This is a genomic window from Micromonospora sp. NPDC000207 (assembly GCF_040300925.1).
Taxonomy (GTDB): domain Bacteria; phylum Actinomycetota; class Actinomycetes; order Mycobacteriales; family Micromonosporaceae; genus Micromonospora.
Genome location: NZ_JBEPEQ010000001.1, coordinates 87801 through 112914, shown reverse-complemented (window position 1 = coordinate 112914; position 25114 = coordinate 87801). Strand labels below are relative to the sequence as shown.

Annotated in this window: 20 protein-coding genes and 1 pseudogene; 11 read left to right on the top strand and 10 right to left on the bottom strand. The window is 72.4% G+C overall.

Features of this window, described 5'->3' with window-relative positions; genetic code table 11:
* Nucleotides 1–152: 152 nt before the first annotated feature.
* From ABT336_RS00665 to ABT336_RS00655, 3 genes are all read left to right on the top strand, one after another.
* Entirely contained in the window at nt 153–932 is a 780-nt protein-coding gene (locus tag ABT336_RS00665) for an IclR family transcriptional regulator (RefSeq protein WP_350894336.1), read from the top strand.
* 352 nt (nt 933–1284) lie between these two features.
* The gene (locus tag ABT336_RS00660) at nt 1285–1800 is read left to right on the top strand and encodes a sigma-70 family RNA polymerase sigma factor (RefSeq protein ID WP_350894395.1); all 516 of its coding nucleotides are present in this window, start codon (nt 1285–1287) and stop codon (nt 1798–1800) included.
* Complete coding sequence (locus tag ABT336_RS00655) at nt 1797–2486, top strand: anti-sigma factor family protein (RefSeq protein WP_350894335.1); 690 nt, start codon at nt 1797–1799, stop codon at nt 2484–2486. Before ABT336_RS00660 ends, ABT336_RS00655 begins: the two co-directional genes overlap by 4 nt.
* Here ABT336_RS00655 and rarD read toward each other — a convergent pair.
* The 4 genes and pseudogenes from rarD to eccE all read right to left on the bottom strand — a co-directional run bounded on the left by rarD (nt 2479) and on the right by eccE (nt 6046).
* Nucleotides 2479–3447 carry an EamA family transporter RarD gene (gene rarD, locus ABT336_RS00650; protein ID WP_350894334.1) on the bottom strand — a complete coding sequence of 323 codons (969 nt, stop codon included), beginning with the start codon at nt 3445–3447 and terminating at the stop codon, nt 2479–2481. The two genes, ABT336_RS00655 and rarD, sit on opposite strands and share 8 nt — an antisense overlap.
* A pseudogene (locus tag ABT336_RS00645) lies at nt 3444–3758 on the bottom strand (GNAT family N-acetyltransferase); the annotation flags it as partial. The pseudogene ABT336_RS00645 and the gene rarD, both read right to left, overlap by 4 nt.
* 40 nt (nt 3759–3798) lie before the next feature.
* Entirely contained in the window at nt 3799–4182 is a 384-nt protein-coding gene (locus ABT336_RS00640) for a phage holin family protein (protein WP_350894333.1), read from the bottom strand.
* 55 nt (nt 4183–4237) lie between these two features.
* On the bottom strand, nt 4238–6046 hold the full coding sequence (eccE, locus tag ABT336_RS00635) for a type VII secretion protein EccE (protein ID WP_350894332.1): 1809 nt from the start codon (nt 6044–6046) through the stop codon (nt 4238–4240).
* A 263-nt stretch (nt 6047–6309) separates the two neighbouring features.
* Between eccE and ABT336_RS00630 the strand changes: the two genes are divergently transcribed.
* Nucleotides 6310–6630 carry a WXG100 family type VII secretion target gene (locus tag ABT336_RS00630; RefSeq protein WP_350894331.1) on the top strand — a complete coding sequence of 107 codons (321 nt, stop codon included), beginning with the start codon at nt 6310–6312 and terminating at the stop codon, nt 6628–6630.
* Nucleotides 6631–6677: 47 nt separating this feature from the next.
* Complete coding sequence (locus ABT336_RS00625) at nt 6678–6971, top strand: WXG100 family type VII secretion target (RefSeq protein WP_350894330.1); 294 nt, start codon at nt 6678–6680, stop codon at nt 6969–6971.
* Nucleotides 6972–7063: 92 nt separating this feature from the next.
* Here the strand turns inward: ABT336_RS00625 and mycP are convergent, their stop codons facing one another.
* Complete coding sequence (mycP, locus tag ABT336_RS00620) at nt 7064–8326, bottom strand: type VII secretion-associated serine protease mycosin (RefSeq protein ID WP_350894329.1); 1263 nt, start codon at nt 8324–8326, stop codon at nt 7064–7066.
* A 153-nt stretch (nt 8327–8479) separates the two neighbouring features.
* On the opposite strand from mycP, the gene ABT336_RS00615 reads away from it, so the two are divergent.
* Nucleotides 8480–12295, top strand: coding sequence for an SseB family protein (locus tag ABT336_RS00615; RefSeq protein ID WP_350894328.1), 3816 nt, complete (start codon nt 8480–8482; stop codon nt 12293–12295).
* The gene (locus ABT336_RS00610) at nt 12292–12657 is read left to right on the top strand and encodes a UCP033725 family protein (RefSeq protein ID WP_350894394.1); all 366 of its coding nucleotides are present in this window, start codon (nt 12292–12294) and stop codon (nt 12655–12657) included. The genes ABT336_RS00615 and ABT336_RS00610 overlap by 4 nt, the downstream gene beginning before the upstream one ends.
* 32 nt (nt 12658–12689) lie before the next feature.
* On the opposite strand, the gene ABT336_RS00605 is transcribed toward ABT336_RS00610, so the two are convergent.
* From ABT336_RS00605 to acs, 3 genes are all read right to left on the bottom strand, one after another.
* The gene (locus ABT336_RS00605) at nt 12690–13622 is read right to left on the bottom strand and encodes an alpha/beta fold hydrolase (RefSeq protein ID WP_350894327.1); all 933 of its coding nucleotides are present in this window, start codon (nt 13620–13622) and stop codon (nt 12690–12692) included.
* A gap of 165 nt (nt 13623–13787) precedes the next feature.
* Nucleotides 13788–16223, bottom strand: a complete 2436-nt coding sequence (locus ABT336_RS00600) for an immune inhibitor A domain-containing protein (protein ID WP_350894393.1) — start codon at nt 16221–16223, stop codon at nt 13788–13790.
* A gap of 339 nt (nt 16224–16562) precedes the next feature.
* Nucleotides 16563–18554: an acetate--CoA ligase gene (acs, locus tag ABT336_RS00595; protein ID WP_350894326.1), complete on the bottom strand. Its 1992-nt coding sequence runs from the start codon at nt 18552–18554 to the stop codon at nt 16563–16565.
* A gap of 245 nt (nt 18555–18799) precedes the next feature.
* On the opposite strand from acs, the gene ABT336_RS00590 reads away from it, so the two are divergent.
* Complete coding sequence (locus tag ABT336_RS00590; protein ID WP_350894325.1) at nt 18800–19546, top strand: Fic family protein; 747 nt, start codon at nt 18800–18802, stop codon at nt 19544–19546.
* Nucleotides 19547–19573: 27 nt separating this feature from the next.
* Here ABT336_RS00590 and ABT336_RS00585 read toward each other — a convergent pair whose 3' ends face one another.
* Entirely contained in the window at nt 19574–20377 is an 804-nt protein-coding gene (locus ABT336_RS00585; protein WP_350894324.1) for an HAD family hydrolase, read from the bottom strand.
* A 437-nt stretch (nt 20378–20814) separates the two neighbouring features.
* Between ABT336_RS00585 and ABT336_RS00580 the strand changes: the two genes are divergently transcribed.
* A complete protein-coding gene (locus ABT336_RS00580) occupies nt 20815–21444 on the top strand; it encodes a hypothetical protein (RefSeq protein ID WP_350894323.1) in 630 nt (209 codons plus the stop codon).
* Between the two features lie 40 nt (nt 21445–21484).
* Here ABT336_RS00580 and ABT336_RS00575 read toward each other — a convergent pair whose 3' ends face one another.
* Nucleotides 21485–22507 carry a VHL beta domain-containing protein gene (locus ABT336_RS00575; protein ID WP_350894322.1) on the bottom strand — a complete coding sequence of 341 codons (1023 nt, stop codon included), beginning with the start codon at nt 22505–22507 and terminating at the stop codon, nt 21485–21487.
* A gap of 314 nt (nt 22508–22821) precedes the next feature.
* Between ABT336_RS00575 and ssd the strand changes: the two genes are divergently transcribed.
* The gene (gene ssd, locus ABT336_RS00570) at nt 22822–23877 is read left to right on the top strand and encodes a septum site-determining protein Ssd (RefSeq protein WP_350894392.1); all 1056 of its coding nucleotides are present in this window, start codon (nt 22822–22824) and stop codon (nt 23875–23877) included.
* Entirely contained in the window at nt 23877–25082 is a 1206-nt protein-coding gene (locus tag ABT336_RS00565; protein WP_350894321.1) for a TadA family conjugal transfer-associated ATPase, read from the top strand. Before ssd ends, ABT336_RS00565 begins: the two co-directional genes overlap by 1 nt.
* Nucleotides 25083–25114 lie beyond the last annotated feature (32 nt).

Sequence of the window (25114 nt, the reverse complement as noted above, 5' to 3'; positions counted from 1 at the left end):
ATCTGGACAACCTAACCCGAGGAACCTTCGGGCAACGGATCGTCGCCGCCGGTGCACACACAGTCGAACTGATCTGGCATCCTCGACCGAACAGGCATTTCGATAATGGCCGGTTTTTCATATGGTGTAAGTCCCCGGCGTCGGAGGTGGTTGTGCGCGACCCCCTGGCAGAGCCTTCGGATCTCATCCGGAGTGTGTCCCGCGCGCTACGAGTGCTCGAATCGGTCGGTCGTGCCCCGCGCGGGCTCACCGTCAAGCAGATCGCCCGACGCTGCGAACTGACTGTGGCGACGACGTACCACCTCGTCCGGACCCTGGCCTACGAGGGTTACGTGATCCGACGCGAGGACGGCACGTACATCGTCGGGCTGGAGGTGGCCGACCGGTACCGCGAACTGGTCACCGCCTTCCGTGGCCCTCCGGCCGTCGGGGAGGCGCTGCGCCGGGCGGCCCTGGACACCGGCTACAGCCACTACCTGGGCCGGTTCGTCGGCGGTCAGGTGGCGATCACCGCAGTCGCCGAGGGGCCCCGGTCGCCGTACCTGGAGGACCTGGTCCCGGGTTTCGACGAGGGTGCCCACGCCACCGCCCTCGGCAAGGCCCTCCTGGCCACGCTCACCGCCGAACAGCGCTCCCGGTACCTCAGGGAGTACGGCATGCGCCCGTTCACCTCGGCGACCCTGACCAGCCCCGAGGCGTTCGAGGCCGACCTGGCCGCCGGAGACCGGCGTGGCATGCAGTTGGAGTTGGGCCAGTTCCGCCAGGGGGTGGCCTGTGCGGCGGTGCTGGTCGCCCCGGACAAGGACATGGAACGCCGGGTCGTGCTGGCCTGCGCCCTGCCCGCCGGCGAGATGATGACCTCGGCCCGGGTGGTCCGGGCCAAGCTGCTGACTGTGGCGCGGGCCATCGCCGAGGGCCTCACCGCGGAGTGACAGCGACGGCCCGCCGGGCCCGGTCCGCCGTCGACGGTGGCGAACCCGACCGCGACGCGGGTCTCGTCGGCTGTGGAGGGTCCACGCGCCGTCGAATGCGGCGACCCGGACCGCGGCTCGCGTCCCAGCTGCCGATCGGCCCGCCGTCGAGCCGCCAGGCGACCACCACGCCCGGCTTGGCGACGCCGGGTGGTCACAGGCGTTGCCGCAGCGGTACAGGCAGGTCATGGCGGTACGGCTGCCGTGGCGACGGGTGCGCCGAGCCCGTCTGAGCTGGGCTGAACCGAATCGGTTCGTGGCACGTACTCCCCGGCGACCGCACCTGCGCACTCGTCGGAGCGAGGAGACGACCATCAGCGACCACGACGCCCATCTGCTCCGCGCGCTGCACGACGAACACGCGGAGGCGCTCCTCGCGCACGCACTGCGGTTGGTCAACGGGGACCGCCAACGCGCCGAGGACCTGGTGCAGGAGACCCTGCTGCGGGCCTGGCGGCACCCCGACTCGCTGGACCCGCAGCGCGGGTCGGTGCGGGCCTGGCTGTTCACCACCGCCCGGAACCTGGCGATCGACGCCTGGCGTCGGCGGTCCAGCCGCGTCGGTGAGGTGTACACCGACGAACTGCCCGAGCCGCCCCCGGCGGTCGACGAGACGGAGCGTGCGGTGGAGGCCTGGACGGTCGCCGAGGCGTTGAACCGACTCAGCCCCACCCACCGGGAGGTGCTTGTCGAGTGCTTCTACCAGGGGCGATCGGTGACCGAGGCCGCCTCCCGTCTCGGGGTTCCGCCCGGCACCGTGAAGTCCCGCACCCACTACGCGCTGCGCTCACTACGGTTGGTCCTGGCTGAGATGGGAGTGACCGGATGACCGGGTGCGAATTCGCCTTCGACGACGGCGCGTACGTGCTGGGGGCCCTGCCGCCGGGGGAACGGGTGGCGTACGAGCGACACCTGTCCCGCTGCTCGGCCTGCCGGGAGTCGGTCGCCGAGATCGCCGTCCTCCCCGGCCTGCTCAGCCGACTCGACCCCAACGCCGTCGACCAGTTCCTGCCCCCGCCGTCGGAGCCGTCCCGGGTGCCCTCGCTCCTGGACTCCGCGCAGCGGCGCAGGCGCGGCGAACGTCGGCGCAACCGTTGGCGGCATGCGGGCACCGGGCTGGTCGCCGCCGCCCTGGCCCTGGTGGTCGGCTTCGGCGCGGCGACCTTCCTCCAGGAGACCGAGGCACCTCCCTCGGAGATCCGGATGGTGGCCATGCAGCCGGTGGCCGGGACGGTCCCGGTCTCCGCCGAGGTCGGGCTGACCGCCAAGGGCTGGGGCACCGAGGTCACCATGCGCTGCGGGTACGACCCGAACGCCGGCCACGGCAAGGCGTTCACCTTCCGACTGGTGGCGTACGGGCCGGACGGCGCGCAGGAGCAGATCGGCTCCTGGCTCGCCGCCCCCGGCGACGACCTGCGGATCTCCGGGGCGACCCGGTTCACCGGGGCGGAACTGGTCCGACTGGAACTGCTCCGGGCGGACGGGACCGCGGTGCTCGGCTACGACATCAGGTGACCCGCGCCGAACTCGGCGGCGATCCGGGTGACCCGTCGACCCAGGTGGGTCGGGGGGCGGGCAGCGGCGTGGGGGCGACGATCCGGTGCCGCCGGGCGTGCCGTACCGCGTCCACCGTGAAGGCGACGAGCGCGGCCCAGACCAGGACGAACCCGGCCAGCCGGGCCGGCGGCATCGGCTCGTGGAAGACGAGCACCCCGATGCCGAGCTGGAGGATCGGGGCGAAGTACTGCAACAGGCCGAGGGCGCTCAGCGGCAGCCGGTTCGCCGCCCCGGCGAAGAGCAACAGCGGAATGGCGGTGACCACCCCGGCCAGCACCAGCAGCACGGTGTGCCCGGTGGAGACCCGGCCGAAGGTCGTCCCGCTGGTGAGGGACAGCCACCCCAGGTAGCCGAGGGCGGGCAGGGCCAGCGCCGCCGACTCCACCAGCAGCCCCTCGGCTGCCGGAACCCCGAGCCGCTTCTTGACCAGCCCGTACGTGGCGAAGCTGCCGGCCAGGAGTAGGGCCAGGTAGGGCGGGCGACCGTAGTCCACTGTCAGCACCGTCACGGCCACCCCGCCGAGCCCCAGGGCCGCCCACTGGACCCCCCGGAGCCGTTCCCCGAGCAGTGTCACCCCGAACAGCACCGCCACCAGCGGGGTGATGAAGTACCCGAGGGCCGTCTCCACCACCCGCTCGGTGTCCACCCCGTAGATGTAGGTGCCCCAGTTGACGGCGATCAACACCGCCGCCAGGAAGATCCCGGCGACGGTACGGGGTCGGCGCAGCAGCGACCTCAGGAACCCGAGGTTGCGCAGGGCGGCCAACAGCAGGGCGACGAAGAGCACCGACCAGACGATCCGGTGGGCGAGCACCTCCAGCGGGCCGGTCGGGCGCAGCAGCCGCCAGTACAGGGGGAAGAACCCCCAACAGAGGTACGCGGACGCCCCGTACAGGTAGCCCAGGCGAAGTTCGGTCACTCCGTGACTGTAAGGGGCGAGGCGGGTTCTGGTTCCTTATCGGTGACTGGCCTCACCCGCCTGTCGGGTTCCATCCACACACCAGGTGCGACAGGGCCGAAACCGAGCTTCGCGTACACCCCCTGAGCATCGAGGGTGGTCAGCAGGATTCGGCGTACCCCCAGGTCGGCGAGGTGGTCGCGGACCGCACCGGCGAGCCAGGTGCCCAACCCCCGACCCCGCTCGGCGCGGTCGACGTAGACGTCGCAGAGATAGCCGAAGACCGCCCCGTCGGTCACCGCCCGGGCCACCGCCACCTGGCGGTGGTCGGGGGTCGGGGCCGTGAACCGGCCCCGACCTGCCCTCCGGCGGTCAGTCCCGGTCGAGGATCGCCCCGAGGATCCAGGTGACCACGCCGACGAAGAGCGCACCCAGCACCGCCGGCCAGAAACCCTCCACCTCGAACGGCAGCCCGGCCTTCCCGGCGATCCAACCGGTCAGCATGAAGAGCAGACCGTTCACCACCAGCGCGATGAGGCCGAGGGTGAGCAGGTAGAACCCGCAACCGACCACTTTGATGATCGGCTGGAGCACCGCGTTGACCACCCCGAAGATGACCGACACGATCGTCAGCGTGACCACCGTCTCGATCGCCGAGGCGGACTGTAGGTCGATGCCCGGGATCAGCAGTGTCGCCAACCAGAAGGCGACGACTGTGGAACCGAGCCTGATCAGAGGACCTTTCAGCGAATCCATGGCGCGCATGGTGCCACGGTCGGCCCCGAGTCGGGTACCCGTCGTTCCCGCCCGGTCACCGGCGGGTGGGTCTGCCGATCAGCTGTGACTCGATCTGGGTGGGCGAGAGCAGTGCCCACCGCAGCGCGCGCCGGTTCACCACCGCCACCATGTCCGCACGGATCCGGGTCAACCACCCGGCCGACCCGCCCAGCCCCAACGCCGTCCCCGCCAGGGCCGCCTCGTCGGCTGTCAACGGCTGCAACACCGCCAGATCCGCCCGGCCCAGCAGGTCCACGTCGGTCGGGGTCAACTCGTCCCGGACGACCAGGACCGTCTGCCAGGGCGTACCCGGGCCGAAGGCGGCAGGCATCCGACCGGCGTCCACCACCACCAACAGTGGACGCAGGGCGGTGGCGGGGTCACCGGCCACCTGCCGACCCGGCGGCAGCAGGGGGATCGCCGCGCCGGGGGTACCGACGCCCCGGGCGAACGGCTCCCAGCTGCGGGGTCTGGCGGTCTGGACCGCCACCCGGGCACCGGCGGCCATCGCCCGCAGGAGGAGCAGCTGAGCTGCCCGGACCCCACCGACCAGCACGATCCTGGTGGGCTCCGGCCGGAACAGCCGAACCGTCAGCGCCCCACCGTGCCGGTTGGCTCCGACCATCAGACCCGCGTCGTCGAGGGCCGGTTCCAGGTCCGCCGGTTCCGGCCCCCCTGTCGACGGGTGGGCGTTCGGCAGGGCCAGCGGCAGGGTGGCGGCCAACCCGGGGAGGTGTTCCCCGTCCAGGCGGCAGACCTCCCCGCCGGTGCCGGTCACCAGCCGGTGCAGCGCCTGCCCCGCCCCGGCCAACTCGGCCGGATTCCACCCGGCCAGCCGTACGGTCAGCTGCACCGCCGGTGGATCGGTGCCGGTCGACGGGCCGGCGGAGAGGGACACCGTGGTCGACGCGGCGGGCAGGGCGAGCAGCCGGGGGATCAGCCCTCGGCAGTCGGCCGGCCACCGGCGCAGCCGGAAGGTGGCCTGCGACAGTGGACCCGTCCGCACCGACTTCCAGGTCTCCTGCACCGGCGGGTCGACGTCGTGGTGGGCGTACTCGGCGAGGACCCGGAGTGCGGCGTGTTCCCCGAGGGGACGGGCGGAGACCGGGCCGAGTCGGCGGACGCTCCGTCGGACCAGGCCCGCGAGGCGGCGTCGCAGCTCCTCGTCCGACCAGCCGTCGGTACGCAGCACCCTGACCACCAGGACCGCCCGCCCCCACGCGGGCAACCGGCCGTCGGTCAGCTGGCGGTACGACGTGGCCGCCGCCCCCGCACCGGTGCCCACGGCCGGGGCCGGCGCGCCACCGAGCAGGAGTTGGATCCGCACCGGCGGACCGGGGCCGGTCGGCGGGGGCAGCAACTCCGACGGCGAGGGCACCTGCTGTCGGCCCCGCCCCAGCAGGTCACCCGGATCACCCAGCTCCAGCAGGACCGCCAGGCCGGTGGGGTCGTCCACCACGGCCCCGAGTTGGCCCGCCGGATCGGCGGCCTGGATCGTCGCGCCGGGGGCGACCCGGTCGAGCAGGTCGCCCGAGGTGGCCGCCCGACGTCGGGCGAGGTGACCCCACGCCACGCCGAGCCACTCGAACAGCCACCGGCCCCGGACCCGGATCCAGGCCCCGGCCAGCAGGAGGACGGCGCCGGCCAGCGCCACCGCCGTCGACCCGGCCCCCCGACCGAGGGCGGCGACCGGCAGGACCACCGCCACCTGCGCGGCCACCACCTGCCCGGCCCGTACGCCGACCGCCGACAGGCGGCTCGTGACAGTCCACCGGGGAGCGGCCGACGCCGGTCGGGGCGCGGTGACCCGGTCGGCGGACGGGCCGGTAATGGTCACCGTCACCGCTCCTCCTGTGCCGGTCACTCGGGTGGGGTGGGGCTCGTCGACGTCGCCCATCGTAGAGCGCACGCGTGCACTGCGTTGCCCTTCGACCGTACGGTTGTCCACAGGGGGCGGTGAGGGGTGGCAGAACCACCATCCGGCGACTACCGTCAGCGACGAAATCGTACCGATCCGCACCCGGCCGTCGACTGGGGCAGGTGGTGCGTCCCCGCCGGGACGGGCCGGACGGATCGGCCATGACCGATGAGACGAGGTGACTCCGGGTGTCCCAGACCCAGTCGGAAGCTGCGGTGATGCAGTCGACCGCCGCGAAGTTCGAGCAGGTGGACCAGTCGTTGCAGAGCATGCTCACCGGCCTGATGGCCCAACTCCAGGTCCTGCAACAGGCCTGGCGTGGTGCCGGTGGCCGGTCGTTCGAGCAGGTCAAGCAGCAGTGGGGGCAGGACCAGGCGGCGTTGCAGCGGGCGCTGCGGGAGACCGCCCAGGCGATCCGCACCGCCGGTCGGCAGTACGACGTCGCCGACGCCGACGCGGCGGGCCGGGTGTCCGGCACCAACCGTGGCGGCATCCAGCTCCCGCTCTGAGCGTCGTAGGCGTAGGAAACGGCCCGGAATCGAAAAGGGGAACGTCGATGGACAATGGTGTGCTTGTCGTCAACTTCGCCGCGCTTCAGCAGGCGGGCGCGGACATCCAGCGGGCGTTGAACACGCTCGAATCGCAGCTCGGGCAGTTGGAACGGGATGCCGCCCCGTTGGTCGCCACCTGGGCCGGTGACGCGCAGCAGGCCTACCAGGTCCGCCAGTCCCGGTGGCGGACCGCCTCGCAGGATCTCCAGGCGATGCTGCGCGACATCAAGATTGCTGTGGACGACTCCGCGACGGACTACCTCAACACCGAGAAGCGCAACGTCAACCTCTTCCAGTGACGGAGATGGTGGTACCGGTCCACCGGCGTACGGGTGCCACCACCGCCCCCACCACCGGCTGTCCCCGCCCTGCGGGTGGAGCCCAGTCGCGGTCAGGCCGATCCGGCGGGGCGCCACCGGCGTCGTACCCCTCTCGGCAGCACCAACGCGGTCAGGACGGCGACTGTCACCACCGCCGCCGCACCCGAGGCGACAAGTGTCGCCCGCTTCTCGGCCCTCGCCCGTCGGGCCTGGCGCACCACCACCTCCGGGTCGGCCAGGTCGTCCGGCAGGCCCGCAGCCGGGGACCCGGACGGGTGCGGTGACAGTGCGGTCTCGACGATCGCGCGGTACGGGTTCAACACGCCCGCGCCGTACCCGTCCGCCGAACCGCCCGGCGCCGGGTCGACGGTGGCCACGATCCGGCGGGCCACCTCGGCCCCGGTGAGGTCCGGCCGGTACTGCCGCACCAGCGCGGCCGTCGCCGCCACGAAGGGGGTGGCGTAGCTGGTGCCGTCCGCGCTCCGGTGACCCTGCCCCGGTACGGCGAGCAGCACGTCGCTGCCGGGGGCCACCAGGTCCACGTGCGGACCGGTCTGGGAGAAGTCGGCGCGGGAACCGGCCGGGGTGAGCGCACCCACCCCGAGGACCCCTTCGTACGCCGCCGGATAGGGCACCGGATCTCCGCTGCCGTGCAGGTTGCCTGCGGCGGCCACCACGACCACGTCCCGGTCGACGGCGTGGGCCACCGCCTCCCGGACCGCCGGATCGTCGGCGTACAGGACCACGGAGAGGTTGAGCACCTGCGCACCCCGGTCCACCGCCCACCGGATCGCCCTTGCGAACTCGGCCGCCTCGACCGTACGGCCCGACTCCTGCCCGTCGACCACCTGCTGTTCGCTGACCCGGACCGGCAGGATCCGGGCCTCGGGGGCCAGCCCCCGGAAGGCGATCCCGGGACGTGGGGCGGCGGCGATGATGCTGGCCACCCCCGTCCCGTGGCCGGCGCAGTCTCGGGTGCCGTCGCCCGGACGGTCGAGGAAGTCACTGCCGTCGAGGACCCGTCCGGCCAGTTGGGGATGCCGCCGGTCCACCCCGGAGTCGATCACCGCGACCGTCACACCGGCACCGGTGGCGAGCGGGGCGAGCCGGTCGGGGGCGTACCTCAGGTGCGGCCACGGTGCCTCGGTGACCGGGCGGGCGGGCGCGGGCGCAGACGCGCAGCCCGGTGCCGTCCGTTGCGCGAGCGCCGGACCGACGGCGAGAGTGACAGGGGTCGCACCCACCGGGCCGGCGACGGCGATCGTCAGGGCCGTGGCCAGGCCCGCCAGGCCGAGCAGGCGTGCCGGAACCGGGAGAACCGGGCACCGGGACATCGATCGCCTCCGCCTCGTGTCGGCACCGGAACAGGATGTTATCGCTCGGCCGGTCGAGGCGCGGACCGGTGCCAACCGTGGGATTGTGATCTTGTTACTACCTTGTAGGTTGTAGGCGATAGCTATGGCCCGTGCCAGGGAGGAGAGGTGGCCGTGACCGGATGGGAGCCGGCCACCGATGCCGAGGTGGCCATGCGGGACGCGCTGCGCGCCCAGGACCAGGAGCTCTACTTCCGGATCCTGGCCCGCACCGACCTGCTGTTACCGGTGTCGGCGCAGTCGCTCGCCAACCGGACCGCAGCGGGTTGGGGGACCTGGACCACCGGCGGACGCACCCACGTGCTCGCCTTCACCTCCGCCGCCGCGCTGCGCGCCAGCCTCGGCGAGAACGCCGGATCCAGCCGCCGCACCGCCTACGCCGACCTGGCCTCCGGCTGGCCCAACCACGAGTGGTGGCTGGCGGTGAACCCTGGGCTGCCCATCGAGGGCTACCTGCCGGCCTGGTTCGTCGCCCAACTCTCCCGGGGCGACGTCCGGTTGCCGGGCCGCACCATGGGTGCCCGTGCCCGGCTCGAACGGGTGGAGTCCCTGGCCCGGACGCGCAACACCCCCGCCCCGCCGGAACGTGACGCCCCGCCCCGCCCCGCCGGGTATCCACCACCGGCGACACCGGACCGGGCCGAGACCACGCCGTTCGGGCCGCACCGGCCCGCCGCCGGTCCCACTACCTATCCGAACGGGGCACCGGGGGCCACCCCGGTCGGCGGCGAGCAGTTCCCACCGCCCCCCGCGACACCCCCACCGCCACCGGTGACCTCACCGACGGGGTCGGCCGCGCCGCCGCCTACCTCCCCGGCGCCTCCGGCGACACCGCCCACCGACACCGGGCGTACCGCTGTGGCGAACGGTTGGCTGACCAGGCCGGGTCCGCCGAACGCACCGACCTCCCCGGCCACACCTCGTCCCGCCGCCGAGCCCTCGCTCTTCGACCCGGCACCCCGTCGTGAACCGCCTGTCGACCCGCCCCGGCCAGCCCTGCGGGCCACCCCGCCGACGCGTGGCGGGCTCGGCGGGCAGCCCTTCCCGAGCCGTCGACCGGCCGGATCGGCCGCCGAAAACCACGCTCCCGCCTTCCAGTTCGGCACGGACCCGGAGGCCACCAGGGCGCTCCGTTCCCCCGGCGAGGAGGCCCCCCACCCGGCGAGCCCGACGCCGAGGACGGAGGAGGCCACCCGGGCGCTCCGCCCGCCGACCGCTGCCGAGCCGACCCAGGCGCTCCGGCCGTCGACCGCCGCCGAGCCCACCCGCGCTCTCCAGTTCGGATCGGGGCACCCGGAGACCACCCGGGCACCCGGCGTCGGTGGGGAGGTGGGCGAACCCACCCGGGCGATGCCACTCGCCGCCCGGCGTCCGGTCGACCCGGACGCCACCCGTGCCTACCGGGGTGGGATCCCCGCCGACGAGGTGACCCGACCCCTGTCGGCGCGGCGTCCCGGCCCGGCCGACGAGCCCACCCGCCCGTTGTCGGCTCGACGGCCCGGCCCGGGCCCGGCGGAGGACGTCACCCGCCCGTTGTCGGCCCAGCGTCCGGGCCACGGACCGGCCGACGAGGCCACCCGGGCGTTGCCGGCGGCCTGGCAGCGAGCCGACGCCCCGCCCACCGCCGAGGGGCAGAACCGCAGCCCGCAGCCCCCCGCCACCTCGGGTGCGCCGCCCGCGGAACACCCCGAACTCCGGGCGGCGACCACCGGCAACAGCGGGTCGACCAGCTTCTGGGAACCGGCCTCGGTCCGGCGACGGGCGGCCGGGGTGCCACCACCGCAACGCGCGTCGGCGACCGGCCTGTCGTCGACGCCCGGTGCAGCGACGGCCGGTGCAGCAGGGCCCGACCCGTCGGCGGCGACAGGACCAGCGACGACAGGGCCAGCGGCGGCCGGACCAGCGGCGGCCGGACCAGCGACGGCCGGACCGTCGGCGGTGGGCGGTGCGTCGGCGGTGACCGGTGCGGCCGAGCCCACGCGGGATCTCGGTGCCGCCTTCCGCACCGAGTCGAACCGGAGCGTCCCGAACCGGAGCATCCTCGACCGGGACGATGCGCAGCGGGACACCCCGCCGTCGGGCACCGCCGGTCAGGACACCCCCGGTCAGGGCACCGCCGGTCAGGACACCCCCGGTCAGGACACCCCCGGTCCCCGGTTCTCCGCCCGCGACCTGGCCGACCTGAAGGCCGCGCACCTCGACCCCAGCAACCTCGGTCCCTCCGACGAGGCGTCCGTCCCCCAGGCGCCCGTCGACCCCCCGGCCACCCCGGCGGCCGGGCCCCCGGACCAGGCGACGGTACGCATCGTCGCCCCCGACGGCGTAGCCGATGCCATCCCGGCGGACCAGGCGACCGTACGGATCGCCACCCCGCACGAGGAGACGGCGCGGGTCCCGACAGTGGATCCGCCCACCACCGACCTGGCGGAGGCGCAGGAGGCCCTCTCCGAACCAGCCTCGGTCGCCGAACCGGCCTTCGACGTCCCCGCCCCGCGCCGCCCGCCCTCCCCGATCGTGATCGAGGGCACCGTGATCGAGGCCCGGGAACTGCCCGATCTCGACACCGACCCCGGTGCCGCGCAGACACTCCCGGAGGCGGGAACCGATCCGGCCCCGGCCCGGCCGATCGTCGCTGCCGACGGTGTCGAGGAGCCGGGGACCGCAGTGGCCCCGGACTCCCCGGACGAGCCGACCGCTGTCATCGCATCGGATGACCCCACCGCCGTCGTCGCATCTGATGACCCGACCGCTGTGATGGCATCGGACGGTCCGACTGCTGTCATCGCATCGGACGACCTGACCGCCGTCATCGATCAGGACGGGCCGACCGCTGTGATCGCATCGGACGACCCGACCGCAGCCATCGATGCGGACGGGCCGACCGCAGTCATCGACTCGGACGGGCCGACCTCGGCCATGGAACCGGACGGGGCAGCCGAGCCGGAGGCGACGCCGGAGCCGGACTTCCGGCCGGCGAACTCCGTCGAGCAGGACCTGCTGACCGCCGCCGGCAGCGGCAGCACCGACAGCTTCCTCTCCACGCTGCTGCTCGCCCGGGTCCTCCTGCCGGTCGCGCCCCACTCGGCGGCGGGGAGTCGCCCCGGCGATCCGGGTTTCGTCTGGCGCACGGAGCGCCTCGACGGCGAGACGTACGTGGTGGTGCACACCTCGCCGGAGCGCCTGGCCGACCACCACACCGTCACCGTCGACACGGTGCTGGTGAAGTTCGTCCAGCTGATCAGGGCCTGGCCGGACGAGGACTGGCTCTTCGCCGTCAACCCGGGCACCCCGATCGGGGCGAAGCTGCCCGGGGAACAGATCGTCGGGTTGGCGAACTGGGCCGCCGAGGTGGGTCTCGGTGCCGACGTCGAGGAACCGCCGACCGCCGCTGGTGCCGCCGAATCGGCAGTACGCCCCCGGAACACCCCGCCGACTGTCGACGCCAACCTGCCGGTGGTGATGCAGAAGGCCGTCGCCCCCAGTCAGCTCGCCTACTACCTGGAGCGGGGCTACGACCGGGTGTCGGGATTCGTGCACCGGGCGAGCGAGTTGGCCCACCTGAACACCCCGGCCCGTCTGCACGAGGCGCTCGGGCTGTCCTACCCCGACTCGCCGTTCGCCAGGGACGCCGACGAGATCTACGTCCTGCGCTGGCCGGCGCACCGCCCCAGCCTCTACCGGATCCCGTACGGCGGGCAGAACGAGGACGCGATGCGGGCGATGGAGGGCTGGGTGATCGAACGCCCCCCGTTCCGGGGCAACGGGTTCGCACCCGGGGAGAGCAGCGACGTGATCGCCGAGTTCAAGGTGGACAGCGCCAGGTTGCCGTACGGGGCTCAGCTGTGGCGGATCAGCTCCACCGGCACCGAGCACCTGGTGGCCACCCTGGACACCGACGCCCTGCGCTGGCGTCAGGTCGGTGACTCCTGATGCGTGACGGTTACGTCGCCCGGTGGCGGGACCGGGAGTACCAGGCCAGCCCGAACGGGGACGAGGTCCGGCTTTACCAGCCCGAACCGGGGGACGGGTTCGAGGAGATCCGCCCGGGGCGCTACGTCCGGGTGCTGCCCGTCCGCGAGGTCGAGGATCTGGTGTACGTGCGTACCACCTGCACGTGGCAGGGGCAGCCGTTCATCGTCCTGGCCGAGCACGACGGGTGGCTGCGGGTCGAGTACACGGGCGGCAGGTGGCCGGTGGCCCAAGCGATGGGGCTGGAGGCGTTCGATTTCGGCGTCTACCAGGGTTGGGCGCCCACGAGCGAGGTCGCCGACCTACGGGAGCAGCGGCTCTGACCACCCCGGCAGCCGGTCGTCGCAGCCACCGGTCAGGACTTCGCCCAGCGCAGGACCTCGCCGAGGACCAGGTCGGGGGCTTCGAGGTGCGGGAAGTGCCCCACGTCGTCGAGGAGCCGCCACTCGTACGGGGCGGTGACGTACCGGCCGGATCCCTGGGCGGTACGGGGTAGCGACGCCTCGTCGAGTGCCCCGTGCAGTTGCAGGGTGGGGGTGACAAGGGGCCGCTGCATCAACTTGACGAACCGGTACCCGTGTAGACGCAGCACCGAACGGAAGGCCCACCGGTAGCCCTCCATGGCGCAGAACGCCGCCTGGGGGATCTGCATCGCGTCCCGGCACTGTCGGGCGTACGCCGGGAAGTCCGGGCCGGAGACCCAGCGTGCCCCGCCCCACCGCCGCAGGGTCGCCTCCACCTCGGCGGCGTCGTCGCGGGTCAGGACGTGTTCGTAGCGGGGAAGCTGGAACTTCAGCGCCGGGGTGGAGGCGGCGAACTGTCCGCGTGGATCGGCGAAGATCGCCGCGCGGAGGCGCAACGGGTGCGGTGCCCCGAGAACCACCAGTCGGCGTACGAGGGTGGGGTGGAACGAGGCGGCGGTCCACCCGATCTGCCCCCCGGCCCCGGTGCCGACGACTGTCGCGGAGCGTTCCCCCATGCCCCGGATCAGCCCGGCGATGTCGGCGGCGAGGGTGTAGCCGTCGTACCCCCGGGGTGGTTTGTCGCTGGCCCCGTAACCGCGCAGGTCGACGGCGACCGCCCGGAAACCGGCGTCGGCGACCGCCGGGAGCATCTCGTGCCAGGCCCACCAGTGTTCGGGGAAGCCGTGCAGGAAGAGCACCAGCGGGCCCGCGCCGGCCTCGACGACGTGGAACCGGCTGCCGTTGGCCCCGACGAACCTGTGGGTCCACGGCCCGGGCGTCAGCACGCAGGACTCGTCGAAGGGGCCGCCACGCTGCTCGGTCATGCCTGACAGCCTAGGACCCCGCCGCCGTCGGCCGGGGCCGCCCGACCCGCCGGTTCCGCAGGTGCCTCCGGCCGGCGGCTCCGGCACCCCTGCGACCGGGGTGCACACGGGTGCCGCCCGGGCAGGTGACCTGCCCGGGCGGCGATGGTGCGACTGATCGACCGATCAGGAGAACCGGACCTTCAGCGAGGTGCCGTCCTCCTCCACGACCCGGATCTTCGTCCCGGTGGAGGGGAGCTTGACGCCGTGGTTCGGCAGCTCCGCGAACCAGTACTTCTTCGTGTCGTCGAAGAGCGGCTGCGCCGCCTGGCCCCGGATGTACTGCGGCTGGCTGTTCAGGTGCAGCGTGAACGAGTCGGCCTTGCGCAGGCTGAACGGGGCGTCGTACACCTGGATCCGGGCCCGCCACGGCTGGCCGGTCAGGTTGCTGATCGGCTTGGGCCGGGAGTCGATGATCAGGTTCCGGCCCTCACCCGGGTGGGCGAAGGTGTCGTTGTCCGCCCACCGGGTGTTCCAGTACGAGATCAGCAGACCCTCCTGGTACGCGTAGTGGTCCACCCAGTCGGGCTTGGTGTTGGCGTACCCGAAGAAGTACGGGCCGGTCTTGAGGTACTTGTCGTACGAGACGTACGACCGGTGTCCGGCGATGTAGAAGTTGTCGAACAGCCTGGTGTAGGTCTCCTCGGCGATGCTGAAGCCCCGCAACGTCCAGTCACCCGGGCCGTCCTCGGCACCGTCGTCGGCGATCACCTGACCGTCGGCGACCACTGTGAAGGCGTCACCGTAGAAGCCGCCGGCGGAGACGCCACCGTCGGTCTGGTACCGGAGTCGGACCTGGGCCACCTGACCGGCGGCGAAGTCCAGCGGGACGGCGACGTCGACCCACTCGCCACCGGTGCTGCCGTCGATCGCCGGACGCGGGTCCGAGTTGGAGATCGGCGGGATCGCCGTGCCGTCGATGGTGCCCGGCAGGGTGGTCCAGGTGGCCCCACCGTCCACCGAGCCCTCGATGAACAGGTAGTCGTAGTTCTCCTCGATGTCGTACCGGCCCTTGAAGGTCAGGGCCGCCGACGACTTCCCGGTGAGGTCCACCGTCCGGGTCATGCTGGTGTTCAGGTCGTCGTCGTTGCCGGAGAAGAACTGCTTGGTCCCCTCGAACGGCGCACCGTTGTCGAAGGTGTACTCCCGCTTCGGCAGTACCACCACCGCGGCCTGCGGCTTGTCGGAGTTGTACTCCTGCGGGCCGAGCTTCAGGGTGCGCTTCTCGCCGGCCACGACCACCTCGTAGTCGAGCCACCCGAGCTGGAGCTTGTTCCACGCCCCGAGGTCGCCACCGCGCTCACCGATGCCGCCGTCGTTCTTGCCGCCCAGGCGGCTCTGCGCCATCAGCGTCCAGTGCTCGTTGTTGTTGTCCCCGCCGCTGAGGACGTTGTAGTCGTCCGGTAGACCGAGGTCGTGGCCGTACTCGTGGTAGAAGACGCTGCGGCCACCGTTCTCCGGCTGGATGGTGTAGTCACCGATCCAGACGCCGGTGTTGCCGATCTGCGTGCCACCGGCCGGGAAGTTCGGCGGACCGGTCTGACCCATCTGGGTGTTGTAGGCGTACCACCTGTGGCTCCAGATGGCGTCCTCGCCCTGGATCGGGTCACCGTCGGCCATGTCGCCGCCGGCGTGCACGATCTGGAAGTGGTCGATGTAGCCGTCCGGCTCGTTGAAGTTGCCGTCGCTGTCGTGGTCGTACCGGTCCCACTTGTCCATCGCCTTGACGTCCGCGGCGATCTGGGCGTCGGTGCGGCCCTGGGCCTTCTGGTCGACGACCCACTGGTTGGCGGCGTCCCGGACCAGGTCCCAGACGTTGTCGCAGACGATGTCGGAGCAGACCGCCGGGTCGCCCGTCGGGTCGTCGTCGGCCTTCGGGTCGCTGGAGCGGCCGTACCGGGCCTCGTTGTACTTGACCTTCACCCAGTTGGTGACGGTCCCGTCGACGCTGTAGCGACCCGAGGACTGGGCCTCGTAGTACTGCTTGAGCGACTCGTCCCCACGGTCGGTGCCGAAGTAGAGCTTCTCGAAGTGCGCCTGGTCGTAGTCGGCCTGCCAGACGGTGGAGTTGTCCACCGTACGGTCCGGCTCCGGGATCTCGTTGTGCAACGGACCGTCGAACCTGGTCGGCCCCGGCGTGCCGGGGTCGGTGTCCTTGTCCGGGTAGTCCGGGTGCCTGTCGTTACCGAACTCGGCCAGGATCACGAAGATCTGGTCGGTCTGCTCCCGGGACAGCTCGACGTACTGGTCCTTGTTCTTGCCACCGCCCACCCGGGCGGAACGGGCCGCGGGGCCGGTCGGACTGCCGGCGGCCTCGCCGACCTTCACGACGGTGCTGCCGTTGATCCGTTGGGTCTCGGCCCGGCCGGTCAGGACGTCGGTGAGTCCCTTCTGGCGCAGGGCGCGGCGTTTGTCCTCCAACGGGTTGGGCAGGTCGTGCTCGGCGTGAGCGGGCTCAGCGGCCGACTGGGCGGCCACCGGCGACTCCGGCTGCGGCGCGGCGCTCGCGGACGTCGTCGCGACCAGTCCTGTCGCCGTCAGCGAGAGCCCGAGCAGACCCACTGCGACTTTGCGCACGTGGTACCTCCGGTGTGAGGGAACCGGCCCCACGGGGGTGGTACGGGACCGGTGGAAATTGATCCCAGTCATGGGACTCATGGTGAACATAGACACCGGTGGGACGCGTGGGAAGAAGGACACGTCGATTTGTTGCAAGAATTTGGGTGCCCGGTCGCACTCCGTCACATCTGCCCAGGCCGCAGCGCGGGTGGACGGTCGGTGTCGGTCACCTGACTCTGCGTCCGCCGAAACGGGGATTTCGGATTTCCCGCAAAAGCGATGAGTGGCGGTCCAGGTACGGACCGCCACTCACCTACTGGTATGGCCGGGATCGGAGATTCGTCAGTCGTCGTCCGACTTGCCGCCCTGCATCCCCGAGGAGATCAGCTCCATCACCGAGGAGTCCTGCAACGTCGTGACGTCGCCCAGCGACCGGTTCTCCGCCACGTCCCGCAGCAACCGGCGCATGATCTTGCCGGACCGGGTCTTGGGCAGCTCCGGCACCAGCATGATCTGCCGGGGCTTGGCGATCGGCCCCAACGTCCTCGCCACGTGGTTACGCAACTCGACGATCAGCTGCTCACCCGCCGCACCGGAGGTCTCCGCGTTCCCCCGGGGGATGGCGAACGCCACGATGGCCTGACCGGTCGTCGGGTCGGTCGCCCCGACCACCGCCGCCTCCGCCACCGACGGGTGGCTGACCAGGGCCGATTCCACCTCGGTGGTGGAGATGTTGTGCCCCGACACCAGCATCACGTCGTCGACCCGACCGAGCAGCCAGAGATGACCGTCGCCGTCCTTCTTCGCCCCGTCCCCGGCGAAGTAGATCCACTCGTCGCCGGCACCCACCCCCGCACCGAACCGGGACCAGTACGTCTCGACGAACCGGTTGTCGTCACCCCAGATCGTCCGCAGCATCGACGGCCACGGCTCCCGCAGCACCAGGTAGCCGCCCCCGCCGTCGGGCACCGACTGACCCTGGTCGTCCACCACGTCGGCGACCACCCCCGGCAGGGCACCCATCGCGCTGCCCGGCTTCGCGGCCGTCACCCCCGGCAACGGGGAGATCATCATCGCCCCGGTCTCCGTCTGCCACCAGGTGTCCACGATCGGCAGCTCACCCCGACCCACGTGCTGCCGGTACCACATCCACGCCTCGGGGTTGATCGGCTCGCCGACGCTGCCCAGCAGGCGCAGCGAGGACAGGTCGTAGCCGGCCGGGACCTCCTCGCCCCACTTCATCATCGTCCGGATCAGGGTCGGCGCGGTGTACAGGACCGTCACCCCGTACCTGTCGACGATCTCCCAGAACCGGCCCTTGTGCGGGGTGTCCGGGGTGCCCTCGTACATCACCTGGGTGGCGCCGTTGCTGAGCGGGCCGTACACGATGTACGAGTGCCCGGTGACCCAGCCGATGTCGGCGGTGCACCAGTACACGTCCGTCTCCGGCTTCAGGTCGAAGACCGCGTGGGTGGTGTACGACGTCTGGGTCAGGTAGCCACCGGTGGTGTGCAGGATGCCCTTCGGCCGGGCCGTCGTGCCACTGGTGTAGAGGATGAACAGCGGGTGCTCGGCGTCGAAGGGCTGCGCCGCGTGCTCAGCCGGAGCGGTCTCCACCGTCTCGTGCCACCAGTGGTCCTTCGCCGTCCAGGCCACCTCCTCACCGGTACGGCGCAGCACCAGCACCGCCTCCACCGACGGACACCTCTCCACCGCCTCGTCCACAGTCGGCTTCAACGCCGACGGCTTCCCCCGCCGGTACCCGCCGTCGGCGGTGATCACCACCTTGGCCGAGGCGTCCTGGATCCGGTTGCTCAACGAGTCGGCCGAGAAGCCACCGAAGACCACGCTGTGCGTGGCACCGATCCGGGCGCAGGCCAACATCGCCACCGCCGCCTCCGGCACCATCGGCAGGTAGATCGCCACCCGGTCACCGGCGCCCACCCCCAACGCGGTCAGCGCGTTCGCCGCCTGACAGGTCAGCCGGTGCAGGTCCGCGTAGGTCAGGGTCCGGGTGTCACCCGGCTCGCCCTCCCAGTGGATCGCCACCTTGTCGCCCCGGCCCGCCTCGACGTGCCGATCAAGGCAGTTGTACGCCACGTTCAGCTCACCGCCCACGAACCACTTCGCGAACGGCGGGTTCGACCAGTCCAACACCGTGTCCCACGGCTTCGACCAGGTCAGCCGCTCGGCCTGGCGGGCCCAGAAGGCCAACCTGTCGGTGGCCGCCTCCTCGTACGCCCCGGCGGTCACGTTGGCGTGCGCGGCGAGTTCGGCCGGCGGCGGGAACTGCCTCGTCTCGTTCAGCAGGTTGGCCAGTGCCTCACCACTCATGCCCTACTCCTTCTCCGCCGACGTGACCTGGATCTCGATGACGCTGAGGTTAACCGGGTACCCCCTGTCGGGCGACCCGTACGCCGCCAGTCGCGCCGAGCGGCCCCCACACCGCGCCGAACTGTAGGGAAGGGTTCCCTGTCGTCCCCTTCCAGCCTTTTCCGGCTCCGCGGGCCGGCCGGCTCCGGTCCGAGGTGGGCGCGGGGGTCGGGGGGCCGGGCCGGGGGTTTCGCTAGCGTGGCGGGGTGACCGCCGACCCGCTCGCCCCGCTGCTCGAACTCGCCGACATCGCCCCCGCCGTCGCCCGGGCCCGCGACCGGTTCGACAAGGCCCTCTGGCACCGCGCCCTGCGCCGGCACGGCGGCCAGGTCGTCGCCGAGGTGAGCCTGCGGTCCGCCGTGGCCAGCGCCGCCCTCCAGGGGCAGGCCCACGAGCGGGAGGCGGTCCGGGCGGGCACCGTCACCGACCCGGTCCTCCAGGGCGCCCTCCGGGTCGCCGGGGCCGTCCCCGGGCTGGCCGAGCGGTGGCCGACGGCACCCCGACAGGTGCTGGCCAAGCTGCACGTGCTCGCCGCGCGCGACGTCGTACCCGCAGAGGACCTGGGGCGTCCGGTCGCCGACCCGGTGGTCGGTGCCCGACTGGACGGCCTGGCCGCCCTGGTCACCGGCGGGACGTCGGTCGACCCGCTGGTCCTGGCCGCCGTGGTGCACGGCGAGCTGCTGGCGCTGCGGCCGTTCCCCGGACCCGCCCCGGTGGTGGCCCGGGGTGCCGCCCGGCTCGTCCTGATCGCCAGCGGGTTCGACCCGCGCGGCCTGCTCCCCGTCGACGTCGGCCACGCCGAACGGGAACCGGAGTACGTCGGTGCGGCAGGCGCGTTCGCCACCGGCACCCCTGACGGCCTGCGATCCTGGCTGCGACACTGCCTGACGGCCGTCGAGGTCGGAGCCGACCAGCTCACCCAGATCGGCGACGAGGTCCTCGCCGCCGCCTGAGCACCCCAACCGGCAGCGAACCGACCGTCAGGAGGCGGAGGCGACCTTGGTGCGGCGGTGCCGCCCGTACCAGGCGATCCCGATCGCCACGCCGACCCCGACGCCGAGCGCCGCCGCAGCCACCGGAACGGCGGGCCGGTCCCGCAGCCGACGACCGACAGGCACCGGGTTGCGGAACTCCAACACCGGCCACTCGCACTCGGCGGCCAGCCTGCGCAACGCCCGGTCCGGATTGACCACCGTCGGGTGACCCACGCACTCCAACAAGGGCCGATCACTGTACGAATCCGAGTAGGCGTACGAGTCGGCCAGGTCGTACCCCCGCTCGGCGGCGAGTTCACGGACCCCGTCGACCTTGCTCGCCCCGGCCGCGTAGAACTCCACCTCACCGCTGTACCGGCCGTCCTCGACAGCCATCCGGGTGGCGATGACGTCGGTGATGCCGAGCAGCGCCCCGATGGGCCGGACCATCTCCTCGCCGGAGGCGGAGACCAGCACCACGTCCCGTCCGGCGGCCTGGTGCTCCTCGATCAGGGCGGCGGCCTCGGCGTACACGTAGGGGTTGATGAGCTCGTGCAGGGTCTCCGCGACGATCTGGCGGACCTGGTCCACCTGCCAGCCCTTGCACAGGGTGGCCAGATAGTCCCGGGTCCGGGCCATCGTCTGCTCGTCGGTCCCGCCCAGCCGGAACATCAGCTGCGCGTACGCCGACTTGACCACGTCACGGCGAGTGATCAGCCCGTCCCGGTAGAACGGCCGACCGAACGCCAACGCGCTCGACTTGGCGATGACGGTCTTGTCCAGATCGAAAAAAGCGGCACCTCGGCCCACGGCGCGAAAGTCTAGCCCGATCGTCGAGCCTCGGCGGCGGTCCGGGGTGGGGTGCCGACCACGAAGTGCGGAAAGGAGTCAGAATATCACCCTGACCAGTGACCGTCGTCACACTGAGCGAGTGGGAATTCGCAGGGAGTGGAGGTAACGCCACTCGACGTGTACGCCGTGCTCAGGCATGCTTGTCCGCAAGACAAGTTTCCGGGTTCTCTGCCCCGGCCCAGACCCTCGGTGGTCGCACCCCCCGTGACTACCGAGCAGGTTCGGCTCAACCCCCCCGGAGCCGAACCACCCGACGACCCCCGTCACCCCCCGACGGGGGTCGTCCCTTTCGCGCCGCCCACCGCTGCCCAGCTATCGGCCCCGCAGCATAGTCAGCGGGACCCGTCGCCCTCACCGGGAACCGGCGGCACGCGGGGTCGAGTGGGTCGGCGACGGTGCAGGTGTCTCGGGCCGCCACGTCGTTGAAGGTCACCACGAACGCCGCCAACTACTCCTTCGGCGGGAAGGCTACGGTCACCGCCCAGTTGGGTACGACGTACACCAACCGGTCGGTCTGTCTGCACGCCCAGCAGCACGGGGAGTCCAAGTTCCAGCTCAAGTGCGGGAAGGTGAACTCCGCCGGGAAGCTGACCACCACGATGCTCGTGAACCGGCGTACGGTCTTCTCCGCGACCTTCACCGGCGACCACCGGTACGCGCCGGCGTCGGCCTCCCGGACGATCACGTCGAAGGCTATGATGACCTCGTCGGTGGTGAAGCCGTCCTACACTAAGTCGGGTTCGTACCGGGTCTTCGAGAAGAAGTCGAACCCGGTGACCAAGACGTGGGTGTCGCCGAACAACAAGGGTGCCTGCGTGAAGTACACGGTGCAGGCGCACCGGTCGGGCAAGTGGAAGACGGTGACCAGCGGCAAGTGCCGGACTGTGAACTCGTCGAGCCAGGTCACCTACACCTGGACGGGTTCCCGGGCGACCGGGGTGAAGTACCGGGTGCGGGCCACGCTCACCGCGACCACCCGGAACTCGACGTCGACGAGTGACTGGGAGTACTTCCGGTTCCGGTAGGACGACGGTGGCCCGGGTCGTCCGACCCGGGCCACCACGGTCAGCGGATGATCGCGACGGAGGTCGTCCGCCCCGGCTCGAAGCAGACCAACCCCCACCCGTGCCGGTTGGTGACCAACCAGGGATGCCCGACGAAGGTGTGCTGCCGGTGGGTCTGCCCCGGTTCGATGGTCTGGTAGTACCGCCGGTTCCCGCCGTGGTCCAGCCAGAAGATGCGTACCGGATGGCGCCGTTGGTTGACGAACTCGACGTACGTCACCTGACCGCCGTCGACCGAGCGCAGTGACCGTTCCCGCATCGGTGACAGGGCCGCGAGCTCGGGTTTCGAAGGTGCCGGCGGCCTGGTCGTGGCCGACGGCCTCGGGCTGGTGCTCGCCGGCGGCCGGGTGGTCGGCGGTGCCGCCTCCCGGGTCGCGGAGGGCGACGCCGCAGCCGACTCGACAGCGGGCCGGGTGGTGGGCGACGCGGACGGGGTGGGGGACGGCTGCGGGGCCCGGGTGGACAGTGACGGTGCGCGCGCCGAGTCGACGGGCGGGTACGACGGCTCTGCCGCCATCGTCGTCGGGGCGAGGGACTGGGTGCCGACGATGGCGATCGGCGAGTCGGAGGCCGGTGGGGCATCCGACTGCTTCGGGGCGGTGACGAAGGGCAGCAGCCCGATCGCCACGGCGGCGAGCAACCCGACGGCTACCAGCGCGGGCACCAGGTCCAGGCCACCCCGCTCCGACTCGGCCCCCGACGGTTTCCCGGTGGGATCGCCACCGGGCGTGGCCGCCGTGACCACCGGCGACTCGATGGTGTCGACTGTGAACCGAACCAGGGGGGCGGGTGACTGGATCGGTCGGGGCGGCAGCGCCGGCGCCGGAATCACGGGTACGGGCAGGTGGGGGCGCGGCTCGACGGCTCGGGCCGGGGCGGCGGTCAGGAAGGCCCGGGGCCCGGGGGCCGGGGGCAGGAACAGCGACGGCGGGACCCGAGGAACCGGGTGGCTGCCCCGGATCGGAGTCCGGTCATTGTGCGGTGGGTGCGAGTCGGCGCGAGCGTCGTGCGGTGAATCCGCCATGAACCCCGATCCCGATTATCCGGTGTGCCGCCCTGCGTCGTCAGGGTCGGCTCGAAGAAGCTGAACGTGTGGTCAGGGGCGGCGAGGTCGGCCACCGCCCTGGCCTGGTGATCCTAAGCGACGACTCAGCGTCATACCAGATCCACTTCCGTCGTGGTTGTTGTCCACAGCCGACGAAGTTATCCACAGGCCGGCATCTGCGGGCGGCGACGTGACCGACTCCGGCGTCAGGGTGGGGCTCCTGTCACCCGCACCCGCTGGAGGCCGCGATGCCGCCCCGTACCACCGCTGCGCCGTCCCGGCGACCACTGGTCGTGACCGGCGACGGTGACCTCCTCGACAACCTGCTGCGGCTCGCCGCCGCAGGTGGCACCGAGGTCGACGTCGCCGCCGACCCGGCGGCTGCCAGAGCCCGCTGGCAGCCCGCCCCACTGGTCCTGGTCGGCAGCGACCAGGCGCAGGCCTGTCTACGGGCCCGGCTACCCCGTCGACCCCGGCTGGTGCTCGTCGGCCGCACCGGCGAGCTGGACCCCGGCTGGGAGGTCGCCGAACTGGTCGGCGCCGAGCACGTCGCCACCCTGCCCACCGCCGAACCGTGGCTCGTCGACCGGCTCGCCGAGTGTGCCCCGGGTCAGGCCCTCACGACCGGTCAGGTCGTCGCCGTGCTCGGCGGGCGGGGTGGTGCCGGGGCGAGCGTCCTCGCCGGTGGGCTCGCGGTGACCGCCGCCCGAGCGCGCCTGCGGACCCTCCTGATCGACGCCGATCCGCTCGGCGGCGGGCTGGACCTGGTCCTCGGTTGGGAACAGCTGGCCGGACTGCGATGGCCGGCACTCACCGACGCAGACGGGCGGGTCGACCCGCCGACCCTGGTGGGTGCCCTGCCCAGCCGGGGAGACCTGGTGGTCCTCTCCTGGGATCGGGGTGAGCTGCTCAACCTTCCCGCCCCGGCGATGGCCACCGCCCTCGACGCGGCTCGACGGGGGCGGGAGTACGTCGTCGTCGACCTGCCCCGGCAACTCGACGACGCCGCCGTGATCGCCCTCCAGTCCACCGACCAGGCGTACCTGGTCGTCCCGGCGGAGCTGCGGGCCACCGCCGCAGCGGCCCGGGTGGTAGCCGTCGCCGCCCCACACTGCGCCAGCCTGTCGGTGATCGTGCGCGGTCCGGCACCCGGCCGCCTGAAGTCGGCCGAGATCGCGAAGGTGCTCGGCCTGCCCCTGGCCGGGACCCTCCGGCCCGAGCCGGCACTCAGTCGTGGCCTGGAACGGGGCGAGGCACCGGCCGCCGCCGGACGGGGACCCCTCGCGGTCCTGTGTCGACGGCTCGTCGCCGAGGTGACCGGCCAGTCGACGGCGGCGGGGGTGGCCTGATGAGCGGACGTCCCGACCCGCAGGCCCTCTCCGCCCGGGTACGCCAACGGTTCGCCGCCGACGCCACCCCGGTGACCGCCGCCGCCGTCGTCTCAGCGGTACGCGCCGAACCCGCAGCCGCCGTCCTCGGCGACACGGCGTTGCTGCGGATCGCCGATCGGGTGCACGACGACCTGGTCGGGGCCGGACCGCTCGCCCCTCTGCTCTCCGACCCCGAGGTGACAGACGTACTCGTGAACGGAGTTCGGGTCTGGGTGGACCGGGGACGAGGGCTGCAACAGGTGGCGGTGCCGGTGGGCACCGTCGACGACGTACGGCGGTTGGCCCAGCGGCTCGCCGCCGGTGCCGGACGACGCCTCGACGACAGTGCCCCGTACGTCGACGCCCGACTGCCCGACGGCACCCGCCTGCACGCGGTCCTGCCACCGGTGGCTACCGACGGGCCGTACCTGTCCCTGCGGACCTTCCGGCAACGGCCGTTCACCCTCGACGAACTGGTCCGCCAGGGAACCGTCCCCGCCCCGGTGGCGCCGGTGCTGGCCGCCGTCGTCGCGGCCCGCCTCGCCTACCTGGTCATCGGCGGGACCGGTTCGGGTAAGACCACACTGCTCAACACCCTGCTCGGCCTGGTGCCGTCGACCGAACGGATCGTCCTGGTCGAGGATGCCGCCGAGCTGCATCCCGTGCATCCCCACGTCGTCGGCCTCCAGGCCCGGACCTCCAACGTGGAGGGGACCGGGGCGGTCGGGCTGAGCGACCTGGTCCGGCAGGCCCTGCGAATGCGGCCGGACCGGCTGGTGGTGGGGGAGTGCCGAGGCGCTGAGGTGGTCGACCTCCTGGCGGCACTGAACACCGGCCACGACGGCGGGGCCGGCACCCTGCACGCCAACGCCCCGGTCGACGTCCCGGCCCGGCTGGAGGCGCTCGGGCTGCTCGGCGGGCTGCCCCGGGCGGCGCTGCACGCCCAGGTCGCCGCCGCGCTCCAGGTGGTCCTCCAGGTCCGCCGAGGTGCCCGGGGACGGCTCCTGGAGTCGGTCTGCCTGCTCCTTCCGCAGCACCCGGAACGGCTGGTCACCACGGTCCCCGCCTGGGTACGCGGGCACGGCCCCGGCCCGGCGGCCGAGGCGCTCGCCGCACTCCTTCGGTCGCGGGAGGTGCCGGTCCCGACGGTGCTCGGCGCGTCCGGCGGGCAGGGGTCGGCATGACCACCGGAGGTTGGGCGGTGGCGGTGGTGCTG

What these genes read in the sequence shown, in the direction of transcription:
- ABT336_RS00655 (WP_350894335.1), top strand. Translation starts at nt 1,797, where the DNA reads ATGACCGGGTGCGAATTCGCCTTCGACGACGGCGCGTACGTGCTGGGG.
- ABT336_RS00640 (WP_350894333.1), bottom strand. Translation starts at nt 4,182, where the DNA reads ATGGATTCGCTGAAAGGTCCTCTGATCAGGCTCGGTTCCACAGTCGTC.
- ABT336_RS00625 (WP_350894330.1), top strand. Translation starts at nt 6,678, where the DNA reads ATGGACAATGGTGTGCTTGTCGTCAACTTCGCCGCGCTTCAGCAGGCG.
- mycP (WP_350894329.1), bottom strand. Translation starts at nt 8,326, where the DNA reads ATGTCCCGGTGCCCGGTTCTCCCGGTTCCGGCACGCCTGCTCGGCCTG.
- ABT336_RS00605 (WP_350894327.1), bottom strand. Translation starts at nt 13,622, where the DNA reads ATGACCGAGCAGCGTGGCGGCCCCTTCGACGAGTCCTGCGTGCTGACG.
- acs (WP_350894326.1), bottom strand. Translation starts at nt 18,554, where the DNA reads ATGAGTGGTGAGGCACTGGCCAACCTGCTGAACGAGACGAGGCAGTTC.
- ABT336_RS00575 (WP_350894322.1), bottom strand. Translation starts at nt 22,507, where the DNA reads ATGGCGGATTCACCGCACGACGCTCGCGCCGACTCGCACCCACCGCAC.
- ABT336_RS00565 (WP_350894321.1), top strand. Translation starts at nt 23,877, where the DNA reads ATGAGCGGACGTCCCGACCCGCAGGCCCTCTCCGCCCGGGTACGCCAA.